Origin of the sequence: Paraburkholderia sp. BL6669N2 (assembly GCF_003387275.1) — a bacterium.
Taxonomy (GTDB): Bacteria; Pseudomonadota; Gammaproteobacteria; order Burkholderiales; family Burkholderiaceae; genus Paraburkholderia.
This window is the reverse complement of record NZ_QUNA01000002.1, coordinates 3,454,298-3,479,354: the sequence shown is the minus strand read 5'-3', so window position 1 is coordinate 3,479,354 and position 25,057 is coordinate 3,454,298. Positions and strand designations below refer to the sequence as shown.

General features: G+C 63.7%; 25 protein-coding genes. 11 read left to right on the top strand and 14 right to left on the bottom strand.

Features of this window, described 5'->3' with window-relative positions; all coding sequences use genetic code 11:
- Nucleotides 1-282 precede the first annotated feature (282 nt).
- Both B0G80_RS38090 and B0G80_RS38085 read left to right on the top strand, forming a co-directional pair.
- Nucleotides 283-654, top strand: coding sequence for a hypothetical protein (locus tag B0G80_RS38090; RefSeq protein ID WP_116122798.1), 372 nt, complete (start codon nucleotides 283-285; stop codon nucleotides 652-654).
- Between the two features lie 211 nt (nucleotides 655-865).
- Nucleotides 866-1,207 (top strand): hypothetical protein, encoded by a 342-nt coding sequence (locus B0G80_RS38085; protein WP_116122797.1) that lies wholly within the window; start codon nucleotides 866-868, stop codon nucleotides 1,205-1,207.
- A 58-nt stretch (nucleotides 1,208-1,265) separates the two neighbouring features.
- Here B0G80_RS38085 and B0G80_RS38080 read toward each other — a convergent pair whose 3' ends face one another.
- Nucleotides 1,266-1,979, bottom strand: a complete 714-nt coding sequence (locus B0G80_RS38080; RefSeq protein ID WP_116122796.1) for a Crp/Fnr family transcriptional regulator — start codon at nucleotides 1,977-1,979, stop codon at nucleotides 1,266-1,268.
- A gap of 91 nt (nucleotides 1,980-2,070) precedes the next feature.
- Here B0G80_RS38080 and B0G80_RS38075 point away from each other — a divergent pair, with 91 nt between their 5' ends.
- A complete protein-coding gene (locus tag B0G80_RS38075; RefSeq protein ID WP_116122795.1) occupies nucleotides 2,071-2,610 on the top strand; it encodes a DUF962 domain-containing protein in 540 nt (179 codons plus the stop codon).
- A gap of 48 nt (nucleotides 2,611-2,658) precedes the next feature.
- Here B0G80_RS38075 and rarD read toward each other — a convergent pair whose 3' ends face one another.
- Entirely contained in the window at nucleotides 2,659-3,555 is an 897-nt protein-coding gene (gene rarD, locus B0G80_RS38070; protein ID WP_116122794.1) for an EamA family transporter RarD, read from the bottom strand.
- 590 nt (nucleotides 3,556-4,145) lie between these two features.
- Between rarD and egtD the strand changes: the two genes are divergently transcribed.
- Nucleotides 4,146-5,126 carry an L-histidine N(alpha)-methyltransferase gene (gene egtD, locus B0G80_RS38065; RefSeq protein ID WP_116122793.1) on the top strand — a complete coding sequence of 327 codons (981 nt, stop codon included), beginning with the start codon at nucleotides 4,146-4,148 and terminating at the stop codon, nucleotides 5,124-5,126.
- A 118-nt stretch (nucleotides 5,127-5,244) separates the two neighbouring features.
- Here egtD and B0G80_RS38060 read toward each other — a convergent pair whose 3' ends face one another.
- Nucleotides 5,245-5,538, bottom strand: coding sequence for an acylphosphatase (locus B0G80_RS38060; RefSeq protein ID WP_012428825.1), 294 nt, complete (start codon nucleotides 5,536-5,538; stop codon nucleotides 5,245-5,247).
- Nucleotides 5,539-5,701: 163 nt separating this feature from the next.
- On the opposite strand from B0G80_RS38060, the gene hpnA reads away from it, so the two are divergent.
- Together hpnA and B0G80_RS38050 are read left to right on the top strand one after the other, a co-directional pair.
- Nucleotides 5,702-6,712, top strand: a complete 1,011-nt coding sequence (hpnA, locus tag B0G80_RS38055; protein ID WP_106281463.1) for a hopanoid-associated sugar epimerase — start codon at nucleotides 5,702-5,704, stop codon at nucleotides 6,710-6,712.
- Between the two features lie 137 nt (nucleotides 6,713-6,849).
- Nucleotides 6,850-7,389, top strand: coding sequence for a hypothetical protein (locus tag B0G80_RS38050; RefSeq protein WP_116122792.1), 540 nt, complete (start codon nucleotides 6,850-6,852; stop codon nucleotides 7,387-7,389).
- 58 nt (nucleotides 7,390-7,447) lie between these two features.
- Here B0G80_RS38050 and B0G80_RS38045 read toward each other — a convergent pair whose 3' ends face one another.
- Complete coding sequence (locus B0G80_RS38045; protein WP_116122791.1) at nucleotides 7,448-8,620, bottom strand: glycosyltransferase; 1,173 nt, start codon at nucleotides 8,618-8,620, stop codon at nucleotides 7,448-7,450.
- Nucleotides 8,620-9,486 carry a squalene synthase HpnC gene (hpnC, locus tag B0G80_RS38040; protein ID WP_116122790.1) on the bottom strand — a complete coding sequence of 289 codons (867 nt, stop codon included), beginning with the start codon at nucleotides 9,484-9,486 and terminating at the stop codon, nucleotides 8,620-8,622. Before hpnC ends, B0G80_RS38045 begins: the two co-directional genes overlap by 1 nt.
- A 343-nt stretch (nucleotides 9,487-9,829) precedes the next feature.
- Here hpnC and ispH point away from each other — a divergent pair, with 343 nt between their 5' ends.
- Together ispH and hpnH are read left to right on the top strand one after the other, a co-directional pair.
- Nucleotides 9,830-10,774 (top strand): 4-hydroxy-3-methylbut-2-enyl diphosphate reductase, encoded by a 945-nt coding sequence (ispH, locus tag B0G80_RS38035; protein WP_106281469.1) that lies wholly within the window; start codon nucleotides 9,830-9,832, stop codon nucleotides 10,772-10,774.
- Nucleotides 10,775-10,784: 10 nt separating this feature from the next.
- Nucleotides 10,785-11,939 (top strand): adenosyl-hopene transferase HpnH, encoded by a 1,155-nt coding sequence (gene hpnH / locus B0G80_RS38030; RefSeq protein ID WP_106281471.1) that lies wholly within the window; start codon nucleotides 10,785-10,787, stop codon nucleotides 11,937-11,939.
- Nucleotides 11,940-12,073: 134 nt separating this feature from the next.
- Here the strand turns inward: hpnH and B0G80_RS38025 are convergent, their stop codons facing one another.
- Nucleotides 12,074-12,679 carry a phospholipid-binding protein MlaC gene (locus B0G80_RS38025; RefSeq protein ID WP_106281473.1) on the bottom strand — a complete coding sequence of 202 codons (606 nt, stop codon included), beginning with the start codon at nucleotides 12,677-12,679 and terminating at the stop codon, nucleotides 12,074-12,076.
- 213 nt (nucleotides 12,680-12,892) lie between these two features.
- Here B0G80_RS38025 and B0G80_RS38020 point away from each other — a divergent pair, with 213 nt between their 5' ends.
- Nucleotides 12,893-15,508 (top strand): MMPL family transporter, encoded by a 2,616-nt coding sequence (locus tag B0G80_RS38020; protein ID WP_116123883.1) that lies wholly within the window; start codon nucleotides 12,893-12,895, stop codon nucleotides 15,506-15,508.
- Nucleotides 15,509-15,510: 2 nt separating this feature from the next.
- On the top strand, nucleotides 15,511-16,524 hold the full coding sequence (locus B0G80_RS38015; protein WP_116122789.1) for a VacJ family lipoprotein: 1,014 nt from the start codon (nucleotides 15,511-15,513) through the stop codon (nucleotides 16,522-16,524).
- A gap of 138 nt (nucleotides 16,525-16,662) precedes the next feature.
- Here B0G80_RS38015 and B0G80_RS38010 read toward each other — a convergent pair whose 3' ends face one another.
- From B0G80_RS38010 to B0G80_RS37975, 8 genes are all read right to left on the bottom strand, one after another.
- Nucleotides 16,663-17,142, bottom strand: a complete 480-nt coding sequence (locus B0G80_RS38010) for an acyl-CoA thioesterase (protein WP_116122788.1) — start codon at nucleotides 17,140-17,142, stop codon at nucleotides 16,663-16,665.
- Between the two features lie 146 nt (nucleotides 17,143-17,288).
- Nucleotides 17,289-18,020, bottom strand: a complete 732-nt coding sequence (locus B0G80_RS38005; protein ID WP_116122787.1) for a phosphorylase — start codon at nucleotides 18,018-18,020, stop codon at nucleotides 17,289-17,291.
- 3 nt (nucleotides 18,021-18,023) lie between these two features.
- On the bottom strand, nucleotides 18,024-20,054 hold the full coding sequence (gene shc / locus B0G80_RS38000) for a squalene--hopene cyclase (protein ID WP_116122786.1): 2,031 nt from the start codon (nucleotides 20,052-20,054) through the stop codon (nucleotides 18,024-18,026).
- Entirely contained in the window at nucleotides 20,051-21,319 is a 1,269-nt protein-coding gene (gene hpnE, locus B0G80_RS37995; RefSeq protein WP_116122785.1) for a hydroxysqualene dehydroxylase HpnE, read from the bottom strand. Before hpnE ends, shc begins: the two co-directional genes overlap by 4 nt.
- A gap of 4 nt (nucleotides 21,320-21,323) precedes the next feature.
- Nucleotides 21,324-22,172 (bottom strand): presqualene diphosphate synthase HpnD, encoded by an 849-nt coding sequence (hpnD, locus tag B0G80_RS37990; RefSeq protein WP_116122784.1) that lies wholly within the window; start codon nucleotides 22,170-22,172, stop codon nucleotides 21,324-21,326.
- Between the two features lie 277 nt (nucleotides 22,173-22,449).
- Nucleotides 22,450-23,388: a diguanylate cyclase gene (locus tag B0G80_RS37985; RefSeq protein ID WP_116122783.1), complete on the bottom strand. Its 939-nt coding sequence runs from the start codon at nucleotides 23,386-23,388 to the stop codon at nucleotides 22,450-22,452.
- Nucleotides 23,385-24,008, bottom strand: coding sequence for a chemotaxis protein CheC (locus tag B0G80_RS37980; protein WP_116122782.1), 624 nt, complete (start codon nucleotides 24,006-24,008; stop codon nucleotides 23,385-23,387). Before B0G80_RS37980 ends, B0G80_RS37985 begins: the two co-directional genes overlap by 4 nt.
- Complete coding sequence (locus tag B0G80_RS37975; RefSeq protein WP_106281486.1) at nucleotides 24,001-24,369, bottom strand: response regulator; 369 nt, start codon at nucleotides 24,367-24,369, stop codon at nucleotides 24,001-24,003. Before B0G80_RS37975 ends, B0G80_RS37980 begins: the two co-directional genes overlap by 8 nt.
- A gap of 207 nt (nucleotides 24,370-24,576) precedes the next feature.
- Here B0G80_RS37975 and B0G80_RS45540 point away from each other — a divergent pair, with 207 nt between their 5' ends.
- Complete coding sequence (locus tag B0G80_RS45540) at nucleotides 24,577-24,960, top strand: hypothetical protein (protein ID WP_147309975.1); 384 nt, start codon at nucleotides 24,577-24,579, stop codon at nucleotides 24,958-24,960.
- Nucleotides 24,961-25,057: the final 97 nt, after the last annotated feature.

Below are 25,057 nucleotides of genomic sequence, written 5' to 3'. Positions count from 1 at the left end.
AGGCCGCCCGGTTGACGGGGAGGCAGATGATATTCCGCCGGTAAAAACTCCTATATCACAATATAGATAGCGCCTTGGGTGCGAACAAGCGAGTTTCCAACTTGGAGCCGCGGCGCAACCCGGAGGGCCGAAACTGCTTCGGCATCCCCAATATGTTTCAGCGGTTACGTTTTGTCACCAGAGCGACGTCAACTCCTGTCTTCCCGTCAACGTTAAACCGGCAGCGCTGAAACATTTCAGCCGCGACACAAGAATCAACCGGTTAAAACCAGGAGTTAAACCATGAAGACGCTTTTCGCCGCTCTCGCTTCCGCTCTGCTCGTGTCGACCGCTTTCGCTCAAACGGCCGCACCGTCCGCCGCGCAGCCCGCGCAAACGCAACCCGCCGGCCAGGCGAACCTGAAGGCGAGCACCGCCGTTCAAACGGGCGCCACGGACGACGGCGCCGCAGCAACGAAGGCGCCGGCCAAAGCCGCGACCACAGCGCACGTGAAGAAGACGTCCGCCCATCACACGGCAAAAGCCCACAAGACCACGAAGAAGGCCGCGGCTGAAACGAGCGCCGCCAAGACTAAAACGGAGGGCGCGAAAGAGGCCAGCAATGCCCCGGTAAAAGCCGACGGCGCAAAGACCGACACGACAAAAACGCAATAACACGTGATCGGTTTCGGCACGCAGCGGCCAGGTATGTATAGGTAATCGAAGCCGAACTGTGCCGTTCAGGGAGGGCGAGTCATACGACTCGCCTTTTTTTTTTTCGCGGTTTTTTTCTAACGCACACCCCAATTTTTGCACCGCGTTTACCCGCAGACGTCTAATCTCGAACTGTCTCGATCAACCATGGCGTCGATGAACGCCGCATCACATGGCTCTCACACAATCAATCGACAGTTTCTCTATTCACCCGCTCAACGAGCCGCACGTTCAGCGCAACAACGTCATTCCCTTCCTCGCGGCACGCGTGCGCTTGCAGATAACTCTGCCTCACCGACCGCAGGAGCTCCCCGGCACCCAGCTTCGCGCCCTGCTCCATTCTCCTCTCGGTGTTTATGTCGTCGCCACGCAGGCGGTTCGCCAGGAAATTCGCGTGCAACTCGACATCGCTCCCGACGACCTCGACTTCACACTGCACACACTGATCGCGACACTTCCCGCCGCGATGATCGGACCGTTGAGGCGCCGCAGCGCGGCCGTGATGGCGCGCTAACCATGTTCTCAGGGATTTGATCGGCGCGTTGCAGCGTCTCGCGGACTACTCGTCGCGATCAATCCCCCACGGGATTCAACTCAGCCAATGCCGCCAGCTTCTGCACATCGGCAATTTCGATTTCCGCATAACCGAGCTTCAGCGCGCCTTGCGTTTCGAACTGCTTCAGCACCTGGTTGATCGTTTGCCGGGACAACGCCAGCATCATCGCGAGATCTTCCTGTGGGACTTTGAGCACGCGCCGCAATGCACCGGGCTCGCCGTAACCACCCGCCATCAATAACAAGCGGCGCGCCACGCGCTGCGCCGCAGGCAGCAATGCGGCCTCTTCGATCGCGTCGAAAGCAAGACGCAGCTTTTGCGTCAACAGCAAACCGAACAGATGCCAATAAGCAGGCGTGCGTTCCAGTAGCGCGACGAGTGCGGCGCGCGGCACATGAAACAGCTCGGAATCGCGTTCGGCATACGCGTCGTGGGTTCGCGGCCGGTTGTCGAACAGCGCGATCTCGCCGAACCAGTTCACCGGCTCGATCACGGCAAGCAAAGCCTCCTTGCCCGCCGAACTGGCCGCGCCGATTCTCATCAGGCCGTCGAGCACGCAATAGATGCCGTCGTCGGAATCGCCGCGCGTGAACAGCCGCTGCCCGGCGGCGAGCCGTTCGACACGTCCCACTTCGATCAACTGCGCCTGCATGGCAGCCGGCGCCGTGCGAAACCACGCGCTGCGTCCCAGCAGCGCGGCAAGCTCATTCGATGGGAAACTCGCATTCATAGAACGGCGCTCGTGCCCGATTGTCGGCTACCCGATGGTTTCAAATTCCGCTGCCCGCGATTATGCTGACTTTGACAGAGGAGCGGCATCCATGAGAACGCTGACGCAACAGCTTACGCAATACGCGGCCTACCACCGTGACCGGCGCAATATCGCCACGCATTTCATCGGCATTCCGATGATCGTGCTGGCCCTGGCGGTATTGTTGAGCCGGCCGGCTTTCGTTGTCGACGCCTGGCCGCTAACGCTATCGCCGGCGTGGGTTTTATTCGTCGCGGCCACGCTGTATTACCTCGTGCTCGACGTGCCGCTCGGCGTGATGATGGCCTTCGTGTCCGCGCTCTGCGTCGCGTTCGGCCAGTGGACCGCCACACAATCCACGTTCATGTGGCTCGTGATCGGCGTCGGGCTTTTTCTGGTTGGCTGGGTGTTTCAGTTCATCGGGCACGTTGCCTACGAACATCGCAAGCCTGCCTTTGTGGATGATGTGATCGGCCTGCTGATCGGACCGCTGTTCGTGCTGGCCGAAGCGTTGTTCGGCTTCGGCTGGCGGCCCGCACTGCGCGCAGCGATCGAAGCGCAAGCCGGTCCGACGCGTCTCAACGCCGATCGTACGGCCGCGCATCACTAGAGCGCGCCGCCGCTTCGTCGACTGCTCATTCGCCGCGGCGCAGCCCGCTCAGTTCGGGGCGAGACGAATGAGGCGCACGCTATGCAGTGCCGTTAGCGCGACCGCGATCCAGATGGGAACGTAGGTCGCCAACTGCGCGACGCTCAGCGTTTCACCTAGCAACGTGATCGAGATCAGCACCAGCAACACCGGTTCGACATAGCCGAGAATGCCGAACAATGCGACCGGCAACAACCGGCTCGCCTTGAGATACGACGCCAGCGCAATGGTGCTCAGCGCGCCGAGGCCAGGCAACAGTAGCCACCACCGATCCGGATGGCCGGCGATCATCGCCAGCGAGCCGCCGTTGAAAACCAGCACGATTGCCGGCGGCAACAGTAGCGCCATCTCCACGGTGAACATCGCGAGCGAGTCGTGATTGATCTTGCGACGCAAAACGAAATACGGCGGATAGCCGAGCGAAACCAGCAAGGTCGGCCACGAAAATGCGCCCGTCACCCACAGTTCATGACCGACACCGACCGCCGCGCACGCAACAGCGAGCCACTGCAAACGGTCCAGACGCTCGTGATAATAAAAGCGCCCGACAAGCACCATCGCCAGCGGAAGGAGAAAATAACCGAGCGAGACTTCGAGCATCCGGCCATGTAGAGGCGCCCACAGAAATACCCACAGTTGCGCGCCAAGCAACGCCGCGCTCACGATCATCGCCAAGCCGAGTTTCGGGGCGGTCACCATGCGGTAAAGAAGTTGCCGCAGAATGGGCAGGCGCTTTCTCAATGCCACCAGCAACAGCGCGCCCGGCACGGTCAGGACGACACGCCAGGCGAAAATGTCGAGGCCGCTTAGCGGCGCGAGCAGGGTTGCGTAAGCGGACAGTAATGCAAAGGTCGTGGTCGCGCACACCGACAACGCGATCCCGCGCTTCAGGGCATACTGATTCATCGAGCGCCCCGTTGGGCAGTCGCTTCGAGACGCGACACCAGCGCGTGCGCGAGCGAGGTTGTTTGCAGTGCAGCATGCAGCCGCCCGGCATTCGTTGTTGTCATTGGAAATGGAATCTCATAGGCGGGCAGCGCGTGTCCAGCACTGTATTTTTTGCTTTCGATAAACGATATGAAGGCGGCATTCTAGACGGGTTATCCGTTCGCGGCTTCGCGTAGGTGCCGCGCACTGTCAACAATCAGCCGAAATTATTCCGTGCGCATCACGCGTCGATGGACTAGAACATAACTTCATGTGCGGCCAACCACGCCGGTCTTTTCACCGGCAACGCCTCACATCATTTCGCGCCAAGCGGCTGAAGCGCGAATCTTGCTACCTAGTCTTGCGACGCTGCTTGCATTACCGTTCGCAACGCCCCCGAAGGACGTCCCCTCGGGGACAGCATGTGCAGCATCCCTGAGCCAGGCCGGCGATGACAGTCCTACGGACCGAGCCCGACCTTCTTCTCCACGGCACGCCTCAACTGCGTTCATCTCGCGTGCCGCCGCCCGGCAGCATCCCGTTCATCGAATGTGACTACTGGAGACAGCATGACCCAGCCAGCCCTATCGCACGACGCATCGCCCGACCTACGTTCCGCCTTTGCCGCCGACGTTCGCGCCGGCCTCACCCATACGCCGCAGAAAGAGTTGCCGTCCAAGTATCTGTATGACGAAGTGGGCTCCGCGCTGTTCGAAGTGATTACCGTGCTGCCGGAATACGGCGTGACGCGCGCCGAGGAGCGCCTGCTTACCAGACACGCCGCGGACATCGTCGCGCACTTGCCACATGACGTGACGGTCGCCGAACTCGGCAGCGGCAGCGGCCGCAAAACACGGCGCATTCTGGAAGCGCTGTGTAAAAAGCGCCCTACTTCTTACTGTCCGATTGAAATTTCGCGCAGTGCATTGCAGTTGTGCAGGCGCGAACTCGGCGACATCGAGCGCATTTCGATTGTCGGTTATGAACGCGATTACCTGGCCGGCCTTGCTGAAGTGAGCAAGCAGCGCGCGTCGGACGAGCGGTTACTTGTGCTGTTTCTTGGCAGTACGATCGGTAATTTCGGCAGACTCGCGGCAACACGTTTCCTGCGCGATATCCGCAACATGCTCGCTCCCGGCGACGCGTTGCTGCTCGGCACGGACCTGATCAAGCCGACGCCCGTCCTGGTGGCCGCCTATGACGACTCGATCGGCGTCACCGCGTCGTTCAATCTGAACCTGCTGGCGCGCATCAATCGCGAACTCGACGGCGACTTTCCGCTCGAGGCGTTCGAACACGTCGCGCGCTTCAACCCGGACGCGCGCAGCATCGAAATGCATCTGCGAGCCAAGCGCGACATCACCGCCCACGTGGGCGCGGCGCAATTGACGGTGTCGCTCAAGGCGGGCGAAACGATCTGGACCGAGAGCAGCCACAAATATCGCGCGGAAGAAATGCCCGCGATTGCCGACGACGCCGGCTTCCTGTGCAGCCATCAATGGATCGAAGACGAATGGGGCTTTGCGGAGAGTCTGCTGCTGGCGCGCTGAGCGCGCTGGGCCGCTGACCGAAGCGCAGTCACGCAAACACGGCAAGGCGGCGCGCCATCGCGCATGATGGCGCGCCGCCTTTTGTTTTGCGTGATTCGCGCGTTCTACGCGCTGCCGCTCAGTGCTGCTCGAAACGTTCGTAACGCTTTTCGGTCGCGCGCTCTTCGCCGGCCACCTCGGTCACGCGCGCCGCCGGCGGCCCGTGACGCAACCACGACAGCATCCGGTCGACCTGGTTGGCCGAGCCCTGCAACATCGCTTCGACAGAGCCGTCGTCGAGATTCGCCACCCATCCCTTGATACCGAGCGCATGCGCCTGCCGCACGGTCGCGTGGCGAAAACCGACGCCCTGCACGGTGCCGCGCACGCGCACGTAATACGTTTCGATCCGCTGATCCAGATCCGGGGCCATGCCGTCCTCTCTTCGCATACTTTCAAGCCGGCATTCTAGTCGCGTCCCGGCGAGCGTGCACGGCAAAGCGCGCATCTGGTTGTTCGCAGGGGACCGCCGGCGCGACACACGGCGCGCGCGCCACGTACAATCCGTCGACTGTCACGCGGGAAATGGAAACAGAATGACCGAACAGAATCGCGATCTCGTGCTCGTGACCGGCGCCTCCGGTTTCGTCGGCTCGTCGGTGGCGCGCATCGCGCAACAAAAGGGTTTCAAGGTGCGTGTGCTGGTGCGCGCCACGAGTCCGCGTCAGAACGTCGAGTCGCTGGACGCGGAAATCGTGATCGGCGATATGCGCGACGAAGCGTCGATGCGCCACGCGCTGCGCGGCGTGCGCTATCTGCTGCACGTGGCCGCCGACTATCGGCTGTGGGCGCCTGACCCGAGCGAGATCGAGCGCTCGAACCTCGAAGGCACCGAAGCGACCATGCGGGCGGCGCTGAAGGAAGGCGTCGAGCGCATTGTCTACACGAGCAGCGTGGCCACGCTGAAAGTGACCAGTTCCGGCCAGTCCGCCGACGAAACCTCGCCGCTCAAAGCCGATCAGGCGATCGGCGTGTACAAGCGCAGCAAGGTGCTGGCCGAGCGCGCGGTGGAGCGGATGATTGCCGAAGACGGCTTGCCGGCGGTGATCGTCAATCCCTCCACGCCGATCGGACCGCGGGACGTCAAGCCGACGCCGACGGGACGCATCATCGTCGAAGCGGCGCTCGGCAAGATCCCTGCGTTCGTCGACACGGGCCTGAATCTCGTGCACGTGGATGACGTCGCGGCCGGCCATTTCCTCGCGCTCGAACACGGCAAGATCGGCGAGCGCTATATTCTCGGCGGCGAAAATCTGCCGCTTCAGCAGATGCTCGCGGATATTGCAGCGCTGACAGGCCGCAAGGCGCCGACGCTGAGTCTGCCGCGCTGGCCACTCTATCCGCTGGCCATGGGTGCCGAAGCAGTCGCCAAGATCACGAAACGCGAACCGTTCGTCACCATCGACGGCTTGAAAATGTCGAAGAACAAGATGTACTTCACGTCGGCGAAAGCGGAACGCGAACTCGGCTACCGCGCACGGCCCTATCGCGAGGGCTTGAGCGACGCGCTCGACTGGTTCAGGCAAGCGGGCTATCTGAAGCAGTAGTCTCTGCATGAACAAGCGGCTGTGTCCCGCAAGCCGGCTCGGCCGCAAGCATTTTGTTACAACGTCACTGTGTTAGCGACAGGTAAAAGCCTACGCGCAGCAGTTAAAATCGTGGGTCTTACCAGAGAAAAGCTCGCATGAATCTTCACGAACAGCTCGGCGCACTGGAAATGGGCGTCGATCAGCTCATTCAGGCTGTCGTGGCCCCGCTGGCCGAAAACATTCCCGAGACACCCGCAGAGAACGCCGCGCCGCCAGCGTCTGCATCCGCGGATCAGGTCGCGTCCGAATCCACTGCGAAAGCGGCTGAGACCGAGGCGGCCGTCGTCGAAGGCGAGGCGCCGGCCCCGCAGCTTCAGCCCACGCTCGAAATCAATCGCCCCGCGCAGAACGAGATCACCATGACGATCGGCGGCCAGACCGTCGCATTGCGCGCGGAGCAGATCGGCCAACTGATCGAGGAGCTGTCGAACGCGCGCGCGTCGATGACGCCGGAACCGCCGCCGGGCATTCCGCCGGGCTGGCGCTTCGTGTCCACCAAGAATCCGGTCATGGCGGTGCAGAAACAGTCGAACGGCGACCGTCTGCTGGTCATGCGCCACACCGGCCACGGCTGGGTGCCGTTCACATTTTCGCCCGACATGGTGATCCAGCTTTACATGATGCTCACCAAGTAAAAAAGCGGCGCCCGAGCGCCGCTTTTGCATTCCTCCGCGATTTCCAACTCCGTTCGCTTCAGCGTTCCTGCACCGGCGCCTGAACCCGCGCCTTCCACTGTCCGCCCTTGCCGCGCCAATAACGCACCGCCGACGCAAACGTCGCGCCGACATAGAACAACGCGATCAGCGGCAGAAACGGCGCCCACAACGGCGAGCGGCGGTAATAGCTCAGCATCGGCGCATACGCGCAGCACATGGCGGCCCACGCGAGCCACGCGGGCCAGCCTGTCGGACCGAGCACCAGCGCGGCGACCGGCGGCATCAGATAGATGATCGTCATGCCGGCCAACGTGCCCGCCAGCAGCAGCGGCGAGTAGCGCAGCTGCGTGAAAGCCGTGCGCGCGATCATATTCCAGATCTCACGCCAGCTATCGTACGGACGCAGCGACACGCTGCGCGCCGCCACATCCAGCCGGATCGGATGACGCCCCGTGCCGCGATGCTTGATGCGTGCGGCGAGGCTGCAATCGTCGATCAGCTCCGCGCGGATCGACTCGATGCCGCCTGCTTCTTCCAGCGCGCTACGGCGCACCAGCATGCAGCCGCCCGCGGCCGCCGCCGTCCGATTGCGCGGGTTGTTGACCCACGAGAACGGGTACAGCTTGGCGAAGAAGAATACGAAGGCGGGAATCAGCGCCTTTTCCCAGAACGAATCGCAGCGCAGCCGCACCATCAGCGAGACGAGATCGCGCCGTTCCGCGTCGGCGCGCGCGACGAGTTGCGCGACCGCGTCGGCGGGATGGCCGATGTCGGCGTCGGTCAGCAGAAGGTAGTCCGCGGACAAGCCGAGCGTGCGCACGGCCTCGATACCTTGCGACTGCGCCCACACCTTGCCCGACCAACCGGGCGGCAGCGGCTTCGCGCTCAACACGGTCAGACGGTCCGGGCATTGCAACTGCAAGGCCGCTGCGCGAGCGGCGTCGGCGGTGCCGTCGGTGCTGTGGTCGTCGACGACGATCACGTGGAAGTCGCCCGCATAGTCCTGCTGAAGCAGCGTGGTCACCGCCTCTGCGATCACATCGACTTCATTGCGGGCCGGCACCACGGCGGCCACGGCCGGCCACGCTGCGCGCGGCGCGATGGTCAGCGGCGCAGCAGGACGCGCGCGCCAGAAACCGCCGCGCGCGAACAACAGCACACACCAGATCAGCAAGGAGAGACACGACAGAAGAAACAGAACCACCGCCATTAAGCATTACCCTCGATTGAACGCGCTTGCACGCCGACGCGACGCGACAGCCACATCACCACGGTGCGGGCCGCGACCACGCACCAGTCAAACGTATTGAGCACCGGCCGCTCGTGAAACACGTCGTAGCCCGCGCTCTCGATGCGTTCGAGAAAGCGTAGGCCGCCGTGAACGGCACCGCATAACTCGATGCCCAGCCTGCCCGGAATCCGCAAGGCGAGCGGCGCGCCACGCACCAGCATCTCGCGCACGAACGACACTTCGTGCGCCATGAGCGCCCGCCAGTCTTCATCGGCAACTCCGCCGGCAATGTGCGCCTCGGTCACGTTGAAGCGCCGCATATCGGCAAGCGGCAGGTACACGCGGTCCTTTTTCCAGTCGGCGGCGACGTCCAGCCAGAAGCTGATCAACTGCGACGCCGTGCAGATCGCGTCGGCCTCGGCGAGATTCTCCGGCGTGGCCGCGTTGATCAGATGCAGCATCAGATGCCCGAGCGGGTTGGCCGAGTGACGGCAATAGTCGAGCAGCGCGGCGCGGTCGGCGAAACGGCCGGCGTCGATATCCTGGGCGCACCCCTGGAGCAGATCGTAGAACGGCGCGAGCGGCAGTTTATACTGCGCGACCACGCCGGCGAGCTTGTCGAACAACAGCGGATGGACTGGCGCCGCGCGTTGTTCCGCTACCGCGCCGAGGCCGGCGCGGAAGTCGGCGAGACGGGCGTGCCGCTCGGTTGCGCTCCAATCGCCTTCGTCGGCGATGTCGCCCGCCGTGCGCACAACCTGATAGATAATGCCGATGGGCGCGCGCAGCGCCCTGGGCAGCAACACGCTCGCGACCGGAAAGTTTTCGTATTGATCGACGTCCATCCAGCGAGCCTCGAAACCCTTTTGTAATGCGGGCACCAGGCGCCGCGCGACTACGTAGTTTAAGGGTTCCGTCAAACCGCTGCAGCTTGCAAACATTACCGCTTCCGCATTGCCGTACCCGATGCTTGCCGCGCCGGGCGCCGTTCCGCTGTTGCGACGCCCGACCGACAGCCGCCGGGCGCCGCCAAAGCAAAGCCCGGCTGATAGCGTTAGAATGCGCGTTTGGTTTTGCTGTACCGGCACGTCGCCGGGGCTCAAGACGTCAACTAATTAGATGATCGCGGCGATAAAGTCATAGTTACCGACTTCTTCGAAACCCGCGTCAGTCGGAGTTCGCCAACTTATGCGAGTCATCCTTGCCCAACCCCGCGGCTTTTGTGCGGGTGTTGTTCGCGCAATCGAGATCGTCGACCGCGCGTTGCAGCAACACGGCGCACCCGTGTATGTTCGCCACGAGATTGTTCACAATCGGCACGTGGTCGACAATCTGCGCCAGAAAGGCGCGCGCTTCGTCGAGGAACTCGATGAAGTGCCGCAAGGCGCCGTGGCGATTTTCAGTGCCCACGGTGTCGCTCAGACAGTTGAGCGCGATGCCGAAGCGCGCGGTCTCGACGTGCTTGACGCGACCTGCCCGCTGGTCACCAAAGTGCACGTGCAGGGGCGCCAGTATGTCGGCGCCGGCCGCACGCTGATACTGATCGGCCACGCCGGGCATCCGGAAGTGGAAGGCACGATCGGCCAGATTCCGGGCAAAGTGCTGCTGGTGCAGAGCGAGGCCGAGGTCGCGCATCTGGATCTGCCGCTCGACACACCGCTCGCTTATGTCACGCAAACCACACTCTCGGTGGACGACACGCGCGGCATCATCGACGCGCTGCTGCGCCGCTTCACGGATATCGTTGGTCCGGATACGCGCGACATCTGCTACGCCACGCAAAACCGCCAGGCCGCGGTGCGCGAGTTGAGCAAGGAGGTCGACGTGCTGCTGGTGGTGGGCGCAACCAATAGTTCGAACTCGAACCGGCTGCGCGAGATCGGCAGCGAAAGCGGCGTGGCGAGCTATCTCGTCGCCGACGGTTCGGAAGTGAAGCCGGAATGGTTTGCGAATGTGCAGACCGTCGGCATCACGGCCGGTGCTTCGGCGCCGGAAGAGATGGTCAAGAACGTAATCGATGCGCTGAGCGCATTGGGGCCTGTCGATGTCACGACGATGGCGGGCCGTGAAGAAAAAGTCGAATTCAAGTTGCCATCGAAGCTGATGCAACCACTCGCTGCACGCGAAGTTTAAGGAGGACGTCTTGTCTATTCCGCTGCTACAGAAAGTCCGGGTCGGCGCATACATCATGCGTCAGCATATGTCCGGGAACAAACGCTATCCGCTCGCCCTGATGCTGGAGCCGCTGTTCCGCTGCAACCTCGCCTGCAATGGCTGCGGCAAGATCGACTATCCGGATCCCATCCTGAATCAGCGTTTGTCGCTGCAAGAATGCCTTGAAGCCGTCGACGAATGCAATGCGCCGGTGGTCTCGATCGCAGGCGGCGAACCGCTGCTGCACAAGGAAATGCCGCAGATCGTGAAGGGCATCATGGCGCGCAAGAAGTTCGTGTACCTGTGCACGAACGCGCTGCTGATGGAAAAGAAGATGGACGACTACGAGCCGAATCCGTACTTCGTCTGGTCGGTTCACCTCGACGGCGACAAGCAGGCGCACGACCACTCGGTGTCGCAAGACGGCGTGTACGACAAGGCTGTCGCCGCCATCAAGGAAGCGAAGCGCCGCGGTTTCCGCGTGAACATCAACTGCACGCTGTTCAACGACGCCGTGCCGGAACGCGTCGCTGCGTTCTTCGACACGCTGGGCCCGATGGGCGTGGACGGCATCACCGTCTCGCCGGGTTACGCGTACGAACGCGCGCCGGATCAGCAGCACTTCCTGAACCGCGACAAGACCAAGCACCTGTTCCGCGAAATTTTCAAGCGCGGCAACAACGGCAAGAACTGGTCGTTCAGCCAGTCGAGCATGTTCCTCGACTTCCTGGCCGGTAATCAGACATACGAATGCACGCCGTGGGGCAACCCCGCGCGTACCGTGTTCGGCTGGCAAAAGCCGTGCTATCTGGTCGGCGAAGGTTACGTGAAGACCTTCAAGGAACTGATGGAAACCACGGACTGGGACAAGTACGGCACGGGTAACTACGAGAAGTGCGCGGACTGCATGGTGCACTGCGGTTTCGAAGCGACCGCCGTGATGGATACGGTCACGCATCCGCTGAAGGCGCTGAAGGTTGCCGTGCGCGGTCCGAAAACCTCGGGCGCGTTCACGAAGGACATTCCTTTGGACAAGCAACGTCCCGCCGAGTACGTCTTCTCCCGCCACGTCGAGATCAAGCTGGAAGAGATCAAGGTGTCGGGCAAGGGCAAGAAGGTGCAGACGGCGACGGCTGCAACCTAAGCGTCGAAGGGGCGGCCTCACGCCGTCCTTTGTCGTGTATGCAAAAAAAGCGCGGTGGCCATTCAGCCACCGCGCTTTTTTATGCCTCGTGCCTCACACGTTGCGACGTGTAGGCCATCAACCGCTACCCACGGCTACCCAGCGCTACGCGCATTGTGAGCGGTCAAAAACTTGATCAGCCCGTCGATCCCGCCTTTGGCAATCTGATCGGCGAATTGCGTCTGATACACCTGGATCAGCCACGCGCCCATCATGTTGATGTCGTAGACCTTCCAGCCTGCGGCATCTTTGGTCATGCGATAGTCGATTGCGTCATCGCCGCCATTGCTCAGCACGTGGGATTGCACGACCACGTCTTTGGCGCCGGCCGGCACGTTGACCGGGGCAAACTTAAACTTTACGTCCTGGTCACGCAGTTGCGACAGCGAGGCCGCATAAGTGCGCGTGAGCAGCAGCGTAAACTGCTCGTACAGTTGCTTTTGCTGGTCGGGCGTCGCGGTGGACCAGGCCTTGCCGACCGCGATGCGCGTGGTGCGCTGAAAGTCCGTGGCCGGCAGGAAGCGCGACTCGACCAGTTGCGTGATCTTCGCCATGTCGCCGCCGCGCGCCTGCGGGTCGGCCTTCATCGCCGCCACCGTGCCCTCGACAGCACTTTTTACCACCGCGTCGGGCGCGCTTTGCGCATATGCCGCAGTGGACACCACGGCCGCAGCCAGAAAAGCAGACAGATAACGTTTCATACGTTCGACAGAACCTGAAAGAAGTAAGCGCCGCCGGGCTTGCAAGCACGCGGCGAAAGCAGGATAGACCAGTATACCGAGATTGCGTTCCCGCCCCGATGAGCGTGTGCGGGAGCCGCACTTGCTACCGAACCGGGGGCTCGCCGCTCCGTCTCTGTATACTTGTGCACTTTCGTCAAAAACAACAACCGTGATAAGGCCAATTTCGCCTACATGCTGAAGTCATCTATTGTCCGTCTCGTCGCCTATTCAGTGCGTCATCCAATGCGGATCGTCGCGCTATCGCTCGTGCTCGCCGTTCTGAGCGGTTTCTACGTTGCCTATAACTTCAAGATCAACACGGACATCAGCCGTCTCATCGAGAACGACAAGCAATGGTCGGCGCTCGAACATGCCGTGGACGTGGCCTTCCCGGATCGCGGCCAAACCGTGCTGGTGGTCGTCGAAGCGCGCGCGCCGGAATTCGCCGACGCCGCCGCCCAAGCCCTGACCACCGCCCTCAAGGCCGATCCCAAGGAATTCGTAGCGGTTTCGCAGCCGGCCGGCGGCCCGTTCTTCGAACACAACGGCCTGCTGTTCCCGTCCCTCGACGAGGTCATGTCGACCACCTCGCAGTTGGTCCAGTCCCGCCCGCTCGTCAATGCCCTTGCCCACGATCCGAGCCTGACCGGCCTTGCCGGCACGCTGACCACGAGCCTGTTGCTGCCGCTTCAACTCGGCCAGGTGAAGCTCGGCGACATGAGCCATCTGCTGTCGCAAAGCGCGACCACGTTGGACCGCGTGCTGGCCGGCCAGCCGGCCGCCTTCTCGTGGCGCGCGCTGGTCGACAAGAGCGCGGCCGCCGAGCCGGCGCGCGCCTTCGTCATCGTGCAGCCGGTCGTGAACTACGATGCGCTCGAGCCGGGCGCGTCGGCGTCGAAGGCGATCCGCGACACCGCCGCCGCGCTGCACCTCGACTCGCGCTACGGCGCCACCGTCCGTCTGACCGGCGAACAGCCGCTCGCCGACGAAGAGTTCGCTTCGGTCAAGGACGGCGCGGTGCTCAACGGCATCGGCACCTTCATCGTCGTGCTGATCATTTTGTGGCTGGCGTTGCGCTCGGGCCGCATGATCGTCGCCGTGTTCATCACGCTGTTCGTCGGGCTCGCGATCACCGCGGCGCTCGGCCTGATGCTGGTGGGCGCGCTCAACATGATTTCGGTCGCCTTCATGGTGCTGTTCGTCGGGCTCGGGGTCGATTTCGGCGTGCAGTTCGGCGTTAAGTATCGCGAGGAGCGCAATCGCGACAACCGGCTTTCCGCTGCGCTGATGCACACGTCGCACAGTATCGGCGTGCCGCTCACGCTCGCCGCGGTCGCGGTCGCGCTGAGCTTCTTCTCGTTCCTGCCGACGGCTTACCGCGGCGTGTCCGAGCTGGGTGAGATCGCGGGCGTCGGTATGTTCGTCGCGTACTTCACCAACATGACGCTGCTGCCGGCTCTGCTGAAAATCTTCCGGCCGCCCGGCGAAGCCGGTTCGCCAGGCTTCAAGCAGCTCGCCCCGGTCGACGATTTCCTCGCTCATCATCGCAAGCCGGTGCTGATCGGCACGCTGATTGTCGTGATCGGCGCCACGCCGTTGCTCACGCATCTGCGCTTCGACTTCAACCCGCTGCATTTGAAGGACCCGCATACGGAGTCGATGGCGACGTTGTTGTCGCTCAAGGATTCCCCGGAGGCCGCGGTCAACAATGTGCATGTGCTGGCGCCCTCGCTCGCCGACGCCGACCGCATAGCCGACCATTTGCGTGCGTTGCCGGAAGTAGGCCGCGTCACCACGCTCGACACCTTCGTGCCCGCCGATCAGCAACAAAAGCTGATGCTGATCGCAAGCGCCGCGCAGCAGCTATTGCCCGCCTTGCAGCAACAGCCCGCGCAACAGGCAACGGACGCCGTGCGCGTCGCCGCGCTCAAGCGCGCGTCGAACCAGCTCTCGCTCGCCGCCGACGATCACCCGGGGCCGGGCGCCGCGGAAGCCAAGCATCTGTCCGCCACGTTGCAGAAGTTGGCCGCCACCGATGCCGCCACGCGCGACCGCGCCGAAACCGCAATGTCGGACACGTTGCGCATCGCGCTGAAGCAGTTGGCCAACCTGCTGCAACCCACCGCGATCACCCGCGAGAATCTGCCCAAGGAAATCTCCAAGGGCTGGGTCTCGAAGGACGGCCGCGCTCTCGTGGACATCGCGCCGAAGGTGAAACCCGGCACCGATCCGAACGACGATGTCATGCTCGCGCATTTCGCGCACGCGGTGAAGAAAGCGGAGCCGGGCGCGATCGGCGGGCCGATTTCGATCCTGCATTCCGCCGACACCATCATCAAGGCGTTCCTGCAGGCCGCGGGCTACGCGCTCGTATCGATTGCGATCCTGCTGTGGATCGCGCTGCGGCGCGTCAGCGACATGTTGCGCACGCTGGTTCCGCTGCTGGTATCCGCACTCGTGACGCTCGAGTTGTGCGTGGTATTCGGCATGCCGCTGAACTTTGCGAATATCATCGCTTTGCCGCTGATGCTCGGCGTCGGCGTAGCGTTCAAGATCTACTTCGTGATGGCGTGGCGCCACGGTCAAACCGGCCTTCTGCAGTCGAGCCTGACGCACGCTGTGCTGTTCAGCGCGGCGACCACGGCGACCGCGTTCGGCAGCCTCTGGCTGTCGCACCATCCGGGAACGTCCAGCATGGGGCGCTTGCTGGCGCTCTCGCTGTTTTGCACACTGGTCGGCGCAGTGGTGTTTCAACCCGTGTTGATGGGCAAGCCGCGCTCACGTCGCGCGAAGCAAAAAGGAATATAAGCATGAAGCTGCGTAACGCCGCGCTGGCGCTCGTCGCCACCGGTTTGATCTCCGGCTGCGCCACCGGCCCCGACCGCAAACCCGGCGACCCGTTCGAACCGATGAACCGGGCCGTGTTCAGTTTCAACGACGGCGTGGATCGCTACGTCGCTGTTCCAGTGGCGAAGGGTTACCAGAAGGTGACGCCGCAACCATTGCGCACCGCCGTGAGCAACTTCTTCTCGAATCTTGGCGATCTGACCAACGCCGCGAACGCGCTGCTGCAGCTGAAGTTCACCGACGCGACCGAGGACTTCGTCCGTTTCGCGTTCAATTCGACTTTCGGACTGGGTGGCCTGCTCGATTGGGCGACGCCTGCCGGGCTGCCCAAGCACCATCAGGATTTCGGCCTGACGCTGGGTCACTGGGGCATTCCGTCGGGTCCGTACCTGGTGCTGCCGCTGTTCGGGCCGAGCACGGTGCGTGACAGCATGGGGCTGATCGTCGACGTGAAGTTCAACCCGCTGAACTACATGGAGCCGGCGGTGCGCAATCCGCTCTACGTGCTGCAGTTCGTGAGCGTGCGTTCAGACCTGCTGGGTGCGTCGGACCTGTTGCAACAAGCTGCGCTGGACAAGTACTCATTCGTGCGCGATGCCTATACGCAGCAACGCCGTGCCCGTCTGCGCGGCACGAGCGACAACGCAGCGCCGCTGCCCAACTATGACGATCAGGGCGATTCCGGCGCCTCGGAGGCACCCGCAGCCGGCGCGCCCGCCGCAGGTGCTTTGCCGAACTACGCGGATCCGGGCGACGCCGCGGAAGCACCGAAGGCCGCCTCTGGCGCCGCCACGGGCGCACCGGCAGGCGTGCCCAACTACAGCGATCCAGGCGAAACGCCCGCGAGCGGCGCGGCAGGTTCGACGCCGACCGCGCCGGCTGCCGCGCCCAACGGCGCTTCGGGCACGCCCGCACCGACGCCGCCCGCCGCGCCGGCCGACAGCACGCAGCCGGCTTCAGCACCGGTGACGCAATAAGTATTGGGATTTTGGACTGGGCGCCCGGAACGGACGCCCGGTAAAGCCGGACTCGACGCTGGCACAGCAGCGGACGAATCACCGCTTACCGCTTCGGCCCGCAATGCGCCGCACCTGCGTTAGAGCCATTCAACCGGTTCAATGCAGGCTATCCACCTCGCCGCGCGACACAACCTGCTCCTCTTCAACGGCAATCGCGCCTTGCGGCACCGGCCGCGAATTCTCGCGATAGCGGGCAAACGCCTCGTCCGCATAACGGATCTGCGTACGTCCGTGAGGCGCCGGCTCACCGTTTTCGTCCAGATTGACGAACACCATCTTCTCGACGGTCAGGATGCTTTTGCGCGTGATCTTGTTGCGCACTTCGCAGCGCAGCGTGATCGACGTGCGGCCGAAATGCGTGGCTGTCATTCCGAGTTCGATGATGTCGCCCTGCCGCGCCGAGCTGACGAAATTGATCTCGGACATGAACTTGGTCACGACCCGCTGATTGTCCATCTGGCAGATGGCGTAGATCGCGGCTTCTTCGTCGATCCAGCGCAGGAGGCTGCCGCCGAACAACGTGCCGTTCGGGTTCAGATCTTCGGGCTTGACCCACTTTCTGGTGTGAAAATTCATTTGGTACTCCGTGTTCGAGGCGCCCAGGCGTGCACGCCTTGCGCACGACCTAGGGTTAACACTGACACTATACCAAAGATAAGGGTTTTCCCTAGTATTTCAATACCTGCTGAATAAAAGGGAAAGGTCCGCAGCCGCACGCGTTTTCAGGAGGTAGCCATGCGAAAAGCGCCCGCTTCCTCGATCGCACGCCGTGCGTGGACCAGCGAGAGGCGCGCCGCCCGGGCATCGACGGCAAGCTGGATCAGCGCGCCGAGTTGTGAAGGTTGTCGCATCAATTCCCGCAGAATCGGCCCCAGCGCTGTGCTGCCGTCATCGCGCAGGCCGGCGGTTGCCGCAGAAGGCAGCGTGCGCCACGCCGGATCGACAATCGCGCGGCACACGGCAAACGGCACGCCGTGCGCGGCAGCCTTCGCCCCGGCGATGTGCGATTCCATATCCACCCCCAGAGCGCCGTTCGAGCGATGCAGCGCGTCCTTATCGCCCGCGCTCACGAGAGGCGCGGTGACGGCCGCCATGAGACCGCGCCGCAAACGCGTAGAGAGTGGCCCAACGGCCAGTGCGGCCACGAGCCTGTCCGACCATAGCCGATCGGTCGGGAGGCGCCCAAACGGTCCCTCGACCGCATCAGCGACGATCAGCGAGCCCGGCTCCAGATCCGGCGCCAAACCGCCCGCCGTGCCGAAACTGACGATACCCGAACAACCGCGGTCGACCGCCGCGCTCAACGCGCGCTCCAGCAGATCGGCGCGCGCCGCGTAGACGACCTCGACGCCTTCGCCGCGCGCGATGCGGGCTTCGAACGCCATGCCGGTCACTACGATCACCGGCAAGCGACTGCGGCCGTTATCGGCGGACAGGCTGGGGGAAAGCGGCATCCGTCACATCCCGACCGCGACGCGCGTGAGGCCGTTGCGCTTCAGATGACGGAAGCGCGCCAGCGCCCACAACGGGAAGAACTTGCGATAGCCGTGATAGCGCAGATAAAACACACGCGGGAAACCGGTCGCGGTGAAACGGGTTTCGTCCCACAGGCCGTGCTCGCGCTGTTCGCGCTCCAGGTAGGCGACGCCGCGCGCCACCGCTTCGTGATTCACCTCGCCGGCCGCCATCAGACCCATCACAGCCCACGCGGTTTGCGACGCCGTGCTCGGCGCGCGCTCGTAGCCGTGGTAGTCGAGCTTGTAGCTCTCGCCGCCCTCGCCCCAACCGCCGTCTTCGTTCTGGATCGACAGGAGCCACTGCGCCGCGCGCTTCATGCGCGGGTCGTCGTGTGGCAGGCCGGCAGCGTTCAGCGAACACAGCGCAGTCCACGTGCCATAGATGTAGTTCAAGCCCCAGCGGCCATACCAGCTACCGTCCGATTCCTGCTCCTTCAGCATGTAGTCGAACGCGCGCTGCGCCGGCTCGCTGTTCTGCGGCAGTTCGCCGAGTTGCGCGAGCATCGACAGGCAGCGGCCCGAGACGTCCGCAGTCGGCGGATCGAGCAGGGCGCCGTGATCGGAAAACGGAATGTTGTTCAGGTAGTACTGTGTGTTTTCCGGTTCGAACGCGCCCCAGCCGCCATCGCTGCTCTGCATGCCGACCACCCATTCGCGGGCGCGCGCAATCGCTTCGCGATCGACGTCCGATTGCGTTACCGTTGCCGAGCGCTGCATTGCCATGGCGACCACCGCCGTATCGTCGACGTCCGGGTAATGCGCGTTGTTGTACTGGAACGCCCAGCCGCCCGGCCGCACATTCGGACGGCGCGAAATCCAGTCGCCGCGCACATCGAGAATCTGCAGCGGACGCAGCCAGGCAAGTCCGCGTTCGGCGGCCCGTTCAGCGTGCGCCTCGCCGGTTTCGAGCAACGCATGCGCCGCGAGCGACGTATCCCACACCGGCGACAGACACGGCTGGCAATATGCTTCGTCATCCTTGATAACGAGCAGCTTTTCGATCGACTGGCGGGCAATCGCGCGATTCGGATGATCGGCCGGGTAACCGAGCACGTCGTACATCATCACCGAATTCGCCATGGCCGGGAAAATCGCGCCGAGACCGTCTTCACCGTTCAACCGTTCATCGACGAAAACCACCGCTTCGCGCACCGCGCGCTCGCGCGTCGCCTTCGGGAACAAGCCGTCGACGGCGCGCAGCAGTACGTCCACGCCACTGAAGAACCGGAACCAGCCGACGTGCTGATGCGGCGCCCGATCGCGCGGGCCGGTGTTGACCGGCGCACCGCGGAAGAGTTCGTCGATGCGCACACGGCGCGGGTTGCGCGCCACCGGCCGCTTCGCATTCAACACGAGCAGCGGCACGATCACCGTACGCGCCCAATACGACACCTTCGACAGATGGAACGGGAACCACATGGGTAACAGCATGATCTCGACTGGCATCATCGGCACCGCGCGCCAAGACACCACGCCGAACAGCGCGAGCAGAATGCGCGTAAAGACGTTCACGGTTTCGGCGCCGCCGTGGGCGAGAATCGCCTCGCGCGCGCGCACCATGTGCTCGGCGTCGGCCGGATCGCCGATCATCTTCAGTGCGAAGTACGCCTTCACGCTGGCGCTGATGTCGAGCGCGCCGTCGGTGAACAGCGGCCAGCCGCCGTCGGGCAACTGGATGCGGCGCAAATAGCGGGCGATCTTCTGTTCCAGTTCCACGTTCGGCGTTTCGCCGAGATAGTGGACCAGCAGCACGTATTCGGCGGGAATCGTCGCGTCGGCTTCGAGTTCGTAGACCCAGTGGCCGTCCGGCTTCTGCGCGGCGAGAATCGCATCGGTCGCGCGTGTGATCGCGGCGTCGAGCGACGCTGCCGGCGCTTCGCCCGCACTAATCGGCGCGGGCGCGCTCGGCGCTGCGTGGGCGAAATCGGGCAAGACGGTGTCCAGCGGCTGGGCTTGAGATAAATCGTTCATCGGCGTTCCATCGGTTCATTCAGCAACGTATCCGCGGCCTTCTGGCCGGAGCGGATCGCGCCTTCAATCGTCGCGGGCAGGCCGGTAGCCGTCCAGTCGCCCGCGAGCATCAGGTTATTCCAGCGAGTGCGCGTGCCGGGCCGCCGCGTTTCCTGATCCGGCAGCGCGGCGAAGGTCGCACGTTTTTCCACGACGACTTGCCAGGCCGGCATCGGCGCGACCGGCAAACTGGCCGCCTGCGACACTTCGGCCCAGACGGTGGCGGCGAGGGCGTCGTGCGGCGTGTCGAGCAGGCGCTCAGCGCCGTTCACGGTCACCGACAAGCGGCCTTCAAAGGCGAACAGCCACTCTGCCGTGCCGTTGAGCAACCCGGTGACCTGCGGCAAACCAAACGGCGGCTCGACCGCGAAATGCACGTTGACGGTCGCCGCGAAGCGCGTCGGTGCGCGCAATCCCTGCACGAGGGTCTGCGCGATGTCCGGCGGCACCGCCAGAATCACGGCATGGTTCGCGTCGAGCGTGACGCTTTCGTCGGCGAAATGCAGCGTTTGCACGCGGCGGTTGTCGGCGGCAAAGACGATTCCGTCAAGGCGTGAACCCAGCCTGATCGCCGCGCCGCCATGTTGCAGCAGACGCAACGCCGGATCGACGAACGCGCTGCCCAGCCCGTTGCGCGCCACCAGCGGCCGGCACGCGAGGCCGCCGGCAAGCAGGGCTTCGCGCACCATGGCGCCCGTCAGTTCCGCCGACGCATCGCGCGGCTCGACGTTCAGCATCGCGTGAAACAGCGGCCGCAGCAGACGGTCCCACAACGGACCGTTGCAACGCATGGTCTGGGCGACGCTGCGTCCTGGTCTCGCCAGCAGAAGCGGCGCGAGCGCCAGATAATCGGCCGGCCCGGTGTTCGGCACGCGCGCGTTCGGGTCGAAGACCCACCATGGCAGATGTCCCGGCGACAGGCGCACGGTCCAGCGCGCCCGCGTGGCCAGATCCACGAACGGATACTCGGGCTGGGACGGGCCGACCAGTTCGTCGGCGGCGCCGATCGCCCGCGCGTAGTTAAGCGTCGCGGCATTGCCCGACACCACCATGTGGTTCCCGGTGTCGAGCGTCGAGCCCAGCTTGGCATCGTAGTACGAACGGCAACGGCCGCCCGCCTGAGCAGCCGCTTCATGCAGCACGACGTGCGCGCCGCGCCGCTGCAGCTGCACTGCGGCGGCCAGGCCGGCAAGGCCTGCGCCGACCACATGTACGAGCTTTTGCATCAGTTCAGAAGAGCGCGTAACGCGCGACGATCCACAGCATGCGGAGCTTCGGCTTGCTGACCTTCGTGCGCGGAATGTCGAAGCCGCGTTCCAGCGTCCGTTCGAGCAGCAGGCGATACACGCCCGACATGATGCGCGGCGCGCGCACATGGTTGCGCGGCTCGCGGTCCATGATCGCGTCGGAGGCGGCGAAGTGTTCCTTGGCCCGCTCGGCGAGCGTGGCGCACACGCGCGGCAGCGACGGGTCGTCGGCGATCTGGGCGGGATTCGTCACCGCGATGCCTTCGCGCGCCAGCAATTCGTGCGGCAGATAGCAGCGGTTGATGCCGGCGTCTTCGTCGATATCGCGCAGGATGTTGGTGAGCTGCAGCGCGCGGCCCAGATGATGCGCGAGCAAACGGCCGGGCTCTTCCTGCATCCCGAATATCCTCACCGATAGACGGCCTGCCGCGCTGGCGACGCGGTCGCAATAGAGGTCGAGCGTCGCTTCATCGGGGGCGCAGATGTCTTCGGCGGCGTCCATCGCCATGCCGTCGATCATCGCGTGGAAATCTTCGCGTTGCAGGTGAAACGTGTGAATGTGCCGCGTGAGCGCGCGCAGCGAAGCGCGCGGCGCGCCGGCGTAGCACGCGTCGATATCGGCCCGCCAACGCTCGAGCGCGGCGGCGCGTTCGGCGCGCGGCAGGTCGCTGTCGGCGATATCGTCGACGGCGCGGCAGAAAGCGTAGACCTGATACATCGCATCGCGCTGCGCGGCCGGCAGGATGCGCATGGCGAGATAGAACGAGCTGCCGGATGTGGCGGCAGCGGCGTCGATTTCTGTATCGTCCACGACAAGATTGGAAACAGCCAAGACGATCTCCGCTGGAGGCGCCCGCTGAAAGGCGTTCAAGAAGTTTGATGGCCACCCGCAGGGCTGGCGGCACGCGCGCGCGGACACGCGCGAAACGCCCGGCTGGGAGGCCGGAAACGGCGAAAAGTATATCAACGTTTGTGAGATGCCGCAGTTTCGTCGGCGGATATGGGGCCCGAAGGAAGCCTGGAGGCGCTGGGCCGGTGCCTCAGGCGGCTTGCTGCAAGGCTCGAAACGCGCCTCATGCGAGGTGCAACGCCGCTGCCGTACGAGGTCGTCACACGAACGCGACCGAGCGGTTGCGACCTTGCCGCTTCGCGCTGTAGAGCGCGGCATCGGCTTCGTTGATGAGCACTTCGTACGACGACACGCCGACCCGCGCCGACGCACCGCCGACGCTCGCCGTCACCGGCACGCTGGTGCCCTGCACTTCGACCGGTGTGTCGGCGATCGTGCAGCGGATCTTTTCAGCGACGCGCATCGCGTCGTCGAGCGGCGTGCACGGCAGCAGCAACGCGAATTCCTCGCCGCCGAAGCGCCCGAAGGTATCCTGCGCCCGCACCACTTCGGCGACGCGCTGCGCCATCACGCGCAACACCGTGTCGCCGACACCGTGGCCGAACTGGTCGTTGATTTTCTTGAAATGGTCGAGATCGAACAGCAGCACCGACATATCGCCGCCGTAGCGCTGCCAGCGCGTGTATTCGTCGTGCAGGCGCGCTTCGAAGAAACGGCGGTTGGCGATGCCCGTGAGGCCGTCGCGATCGGCATACTCCTGAAGCTTCGCGACCGCTTCCTCGCGTTCGCGCTGCACGATGCTCACGTGCGTGACGTCGGAAATGGTCACGCACACGGCCACCACTTCGCGCTCACGCATGAGCGGCATGAAGGTGCAGTCCTGCTGCATGAAATCGACGCCGCCGGTAATCGGCCGGTCGTGATCGAACTTGAAAAGATACGGGCGCTGTTCCCACGAACTGAATGCAAAGCTACCGAGTTGAAACACGCTTTCGATCTTGCGCGACAGCCACACGCGCGGCAGTTCCGGAAAATGCGTGAAGAGCGACTTGCCGACTACCTGGTCCGGCGTCAGTCCGCTGTGATCCTGCATGAAGCGATTCCACATGAGCACGTTCATGTCGCGGTCCAACACGAAGATGCCGAAGCCGACACGTTCGACCACCAGATCGCTCAACGATTCCATAGGCACATTCATAGGCTCGACAGCAGCGCGTCGAGCGCGCTGTTCATGTGGCGAATCGACTCCTCGGCCATCAGCATGACGAGGTGCGCGCGGAAACTCTGGTCTTCGAGCGCGAAATTCACTTCGACCAGCAAGGCCACTTCCCACTGCAGCACGCCCGGCTGGAAGACTTCGTCGAGCGTCATGGCTTCGCCGAGCAGACCCGGCGCGGAGAAGACCGGCGTGCGGCCGAGCTGGTCCAGAATGCACGACACGCAGGCGCCGGTCAGCACGTTGGCCACGTCGAACACCAGTTCGGTCTGGCTCACCGCCTCGTAAGCCGAGCGCGAATACGGATCGCTGACGAGTGCGCACAGTTGCTCGACGCTGTCGCTGCGGCAGATCACCAGCGCCTCGCCCTTGATATCGGAGCGGAAACCCTGGCGCACCGCGCTCACCGTGTCCTTGATCCCGGTCATCTCCCGCAGTGTCTGCGCCGCCTCGCTGACCGCCACCACTTTCACGCGCGGCACCGACAATTCGATGAACGCATCGAGGAGTCGCGCCAGACGCGTCGCGGCCTGGCCCATCGCCAGATTGGCGACCTCCTGCAGCGCGTCGCGCTGATCTTCGTTGAGGACTGGCTCAGCCATGCAACCCGTACTCCTTGAGGATGGGTAGTAGCGCCTCTGGCGTCACGGGCTTAGCGATGAACGCCGCGGCGCCGAGCGCGCGCACGCGCGACTGGGCCATCGGCTGAACATCGGCGGAAACGACGATGACGAAGGTGTTCAGATCCTCGTGTTGCAGCGCTTCCAGCACCTGATAGCCGGTCATGTCCGGCATGGTCAGGTCGAGGAACATCACCGACGCCTTGCCCTCGCGATACAGAGCGAGCGCCTCGCGCCCGTTCGACGCGTAAGACACATCGACGTCCCAGCCCGGCGGCAATGCCTTGGTGAGCACTTTGCGGGCAAGCAATGAATCATCGGCGATCACAATAGGCAAAGGCATGGGCGGGTCGAAAAGCGGAATTAGCTCATTCGCGTTAACGGCGGATCGAGGCGGGTTCTTTAGCGCGATGTCTGTCGGCCGGCGGCGAAGCGGGCTGAAGCTTGCTGAAATGCGGATTGCAGGCGAGCGGGGAGCGCCCGCGGCGCGGCGCGGTGCACGGAACCGGCTGGCACGCCTGAAAGCGTACGCGCACGGTGGACGACGGCGATGACCGGCATGTTCGAAGCCTACCCCGTAGATGAATCCGCGCGGCTTCGTGGATCGGGCTGGTCCCTTGCCGCGCATGTGATTCCGCGAACGCCTTCCGCCACGCGTGGTACGCATGGTTTGGCTGGGTGCCCTCGCGGCAGATGCGTCCGAACATGGCGGACGCATTTTTATCATGGCGCTGATTCTCGAAGCAAAACGGCGGAAAGGCAACTCGCCAATTCCACTTTCATTAAAGAGATTTTCTCATTAAATTCTATTTATGAAAATATTTTGGTAGATTCAGAAGGAATTTCCAGTTTCCATGCCTTTGTGTACGTTTGCGCTTCTCGATTCGTCGCTGTTTTAAAGCAGACAAATAAGCAGCGGGTCGCCGGCGGCTGAAAGAAGCCGCGCGGCAGTCCGTTTGCCGCGGGTAGCTTCTACTGCCGCTCCGTGTCTATCCTTCTCGTATGATGCTGACTCCCGGCCTCTGCGTCCC

Coding starts and splice junctions, on each gene's coding strand:
- B0G80_RS38090 (WP_116122798.1), top strand. CDS start 283: ATGAAGACGCTTTTCGCCGCTCTCGCTTCCGCTCTGCTCGTGTCGACC.
- B0G80_RS38085 (WP_116122797.1), top strand. CDS start 866: ATGGCTCTCACACAATCAATCGACAGTTTCTCTATTCACCCGCTCAAC.
- B0G80_RS38080 (WP_116122796.1), bottom strand. CDS start 1,979: ATGAATGCGAGTTTCCCATCGAATGAGCTTGCCGCGCTGCTGGGACGC.
- B0G80_RS38075 (WP_116122795.1), top strand. CDS start 2,071: ATGAGAACGCTGACGCAACAGCTTACGCAATACGCGGCCTACCACCGT.
- rarD (WP_116122794.1), bottom strand. CDS start 3,555: ATGAATCAGTATGCCCTGAAGCGCGGGATCGCGTTGTCGGTGTGCGCG.
- egtD (WP_116122793.1), top strand. CDS start 4,146: ATGACCCAGCCAGCCCTATCGCACGACGCATCGCCCGACCTACGTTCC.
- B0G80_RS38060 (WP_012428825.1), bottom strand. CDS start 5,538: ATGGCCCCGGATCTGGATCAGCGGATCGAAACGTATTACGTGCGCGTG.
- hpnA (WP_106281463.1), top strand. CDS start 5,702: ATGACCGAACAGAATCGCGATCTCGTGCTCGTGACCGGCGCCTCCGGT.
- B0G80_RS38050 (WP_116122792.1), top strand. CDS start 6,850: ATGAATCTTCACGAACAGCTCGGCGCACTGGAAATGGGCGTCGATCAG.
- B0G80_RS38045 (WP_116122791.1), bottom strand. CDS start 8,620: ATGGCGGTGGTTCTGTTTCTTCTGTCGTGTCTCTCCTTGCTGATCTGG.
- hpnC (WP_116122790.1), bottom strand. CDS start 9,486: ATGGACGTCGATCAATACGAAAACTTTCCGGTCGCGAGCGTGTTGCTG.
- ispH (WP_106281469.1), top strand. CDS start 9,830: ATGCGAGTCATCCTTGCCCAACCCCGCGGCTTTTGTGCGGGTGTTGTT.
- B0G80_RS38025 (WP_106281473.1), bottom strand. CDS start 12,679: ATGAAACGTTATCTGTCTGCTTTTCTGGCTGCGGCCGTGGTGTCCACT.
- B0G80_RS38020 (WP_116123883.1), top strand. CDS start 12,893: ATGCTGAAGTCATCTATTGTCCGTCTCGTCGCCTATTCAGTGCGTCAT.
- B0G80_RS38015 (WP_116122789.1), top strand. CDS start 15,511: ATGAAGCTGCGTAACGCCGCGCTGGCGCTCGTCGCCACCGGTTTGATC.
- B0G80_RS38010 (WP_116122788.1), bottom strand. CDS start 17,142: ATGAATTTTCACACCAGAAAGTGGGTCAAGCCCGAAGATCTGAACCCG.
- B0G80_RS38005 (WP_116122787.1), bottom strand. CDS start 18,020: ATGCCGCTTTCCCCCAGCCTGTCCGCCGATAACGGCCGCAGTCGCTTG.
- shc (WP_116122786.1), bottom strand. CDS start 20,054: ATGAACGATTTATCTCAAGCCCAGCCGCTGGACACCGTCTTGCCCGAT.
- hpnE (WP_116122785.1), bottom strand. CDS start 21,319: ATGCAAAAGCTCGTACATGTGGTCGGCGCAGGCCTTGCCGGCCTGGCC.
- B0G80_RS37985 (WP_116122783.1), bottom strand. CDS start 23,388: ATGAATGTGCCTATGGAATCGTTGAGCGATCTGGTGGTCGAACGTGTC.
- B0G80_RS37980 (WP_116122782.1), bottom strand. CDS start 24,008: ATGGCTGAGCCAGTCCTCAACGAAGATCAGCGCGACGCGCTGCAGGAG.
- B0G80_RS37975 (WP_106281486.1), bottom strand. CDS start 24,369: ATGCCTTTGCCTATTGTGATCGCCGATGATTCATTGCTTGCCCGCAAA.
- B0G80_RS45540 (WP_147309975.1), top strand. CDS start 24,577: ATGACCGGCATGTTCGAAGCCTACCCCGTAGATGAATCCGCGCGGCTT.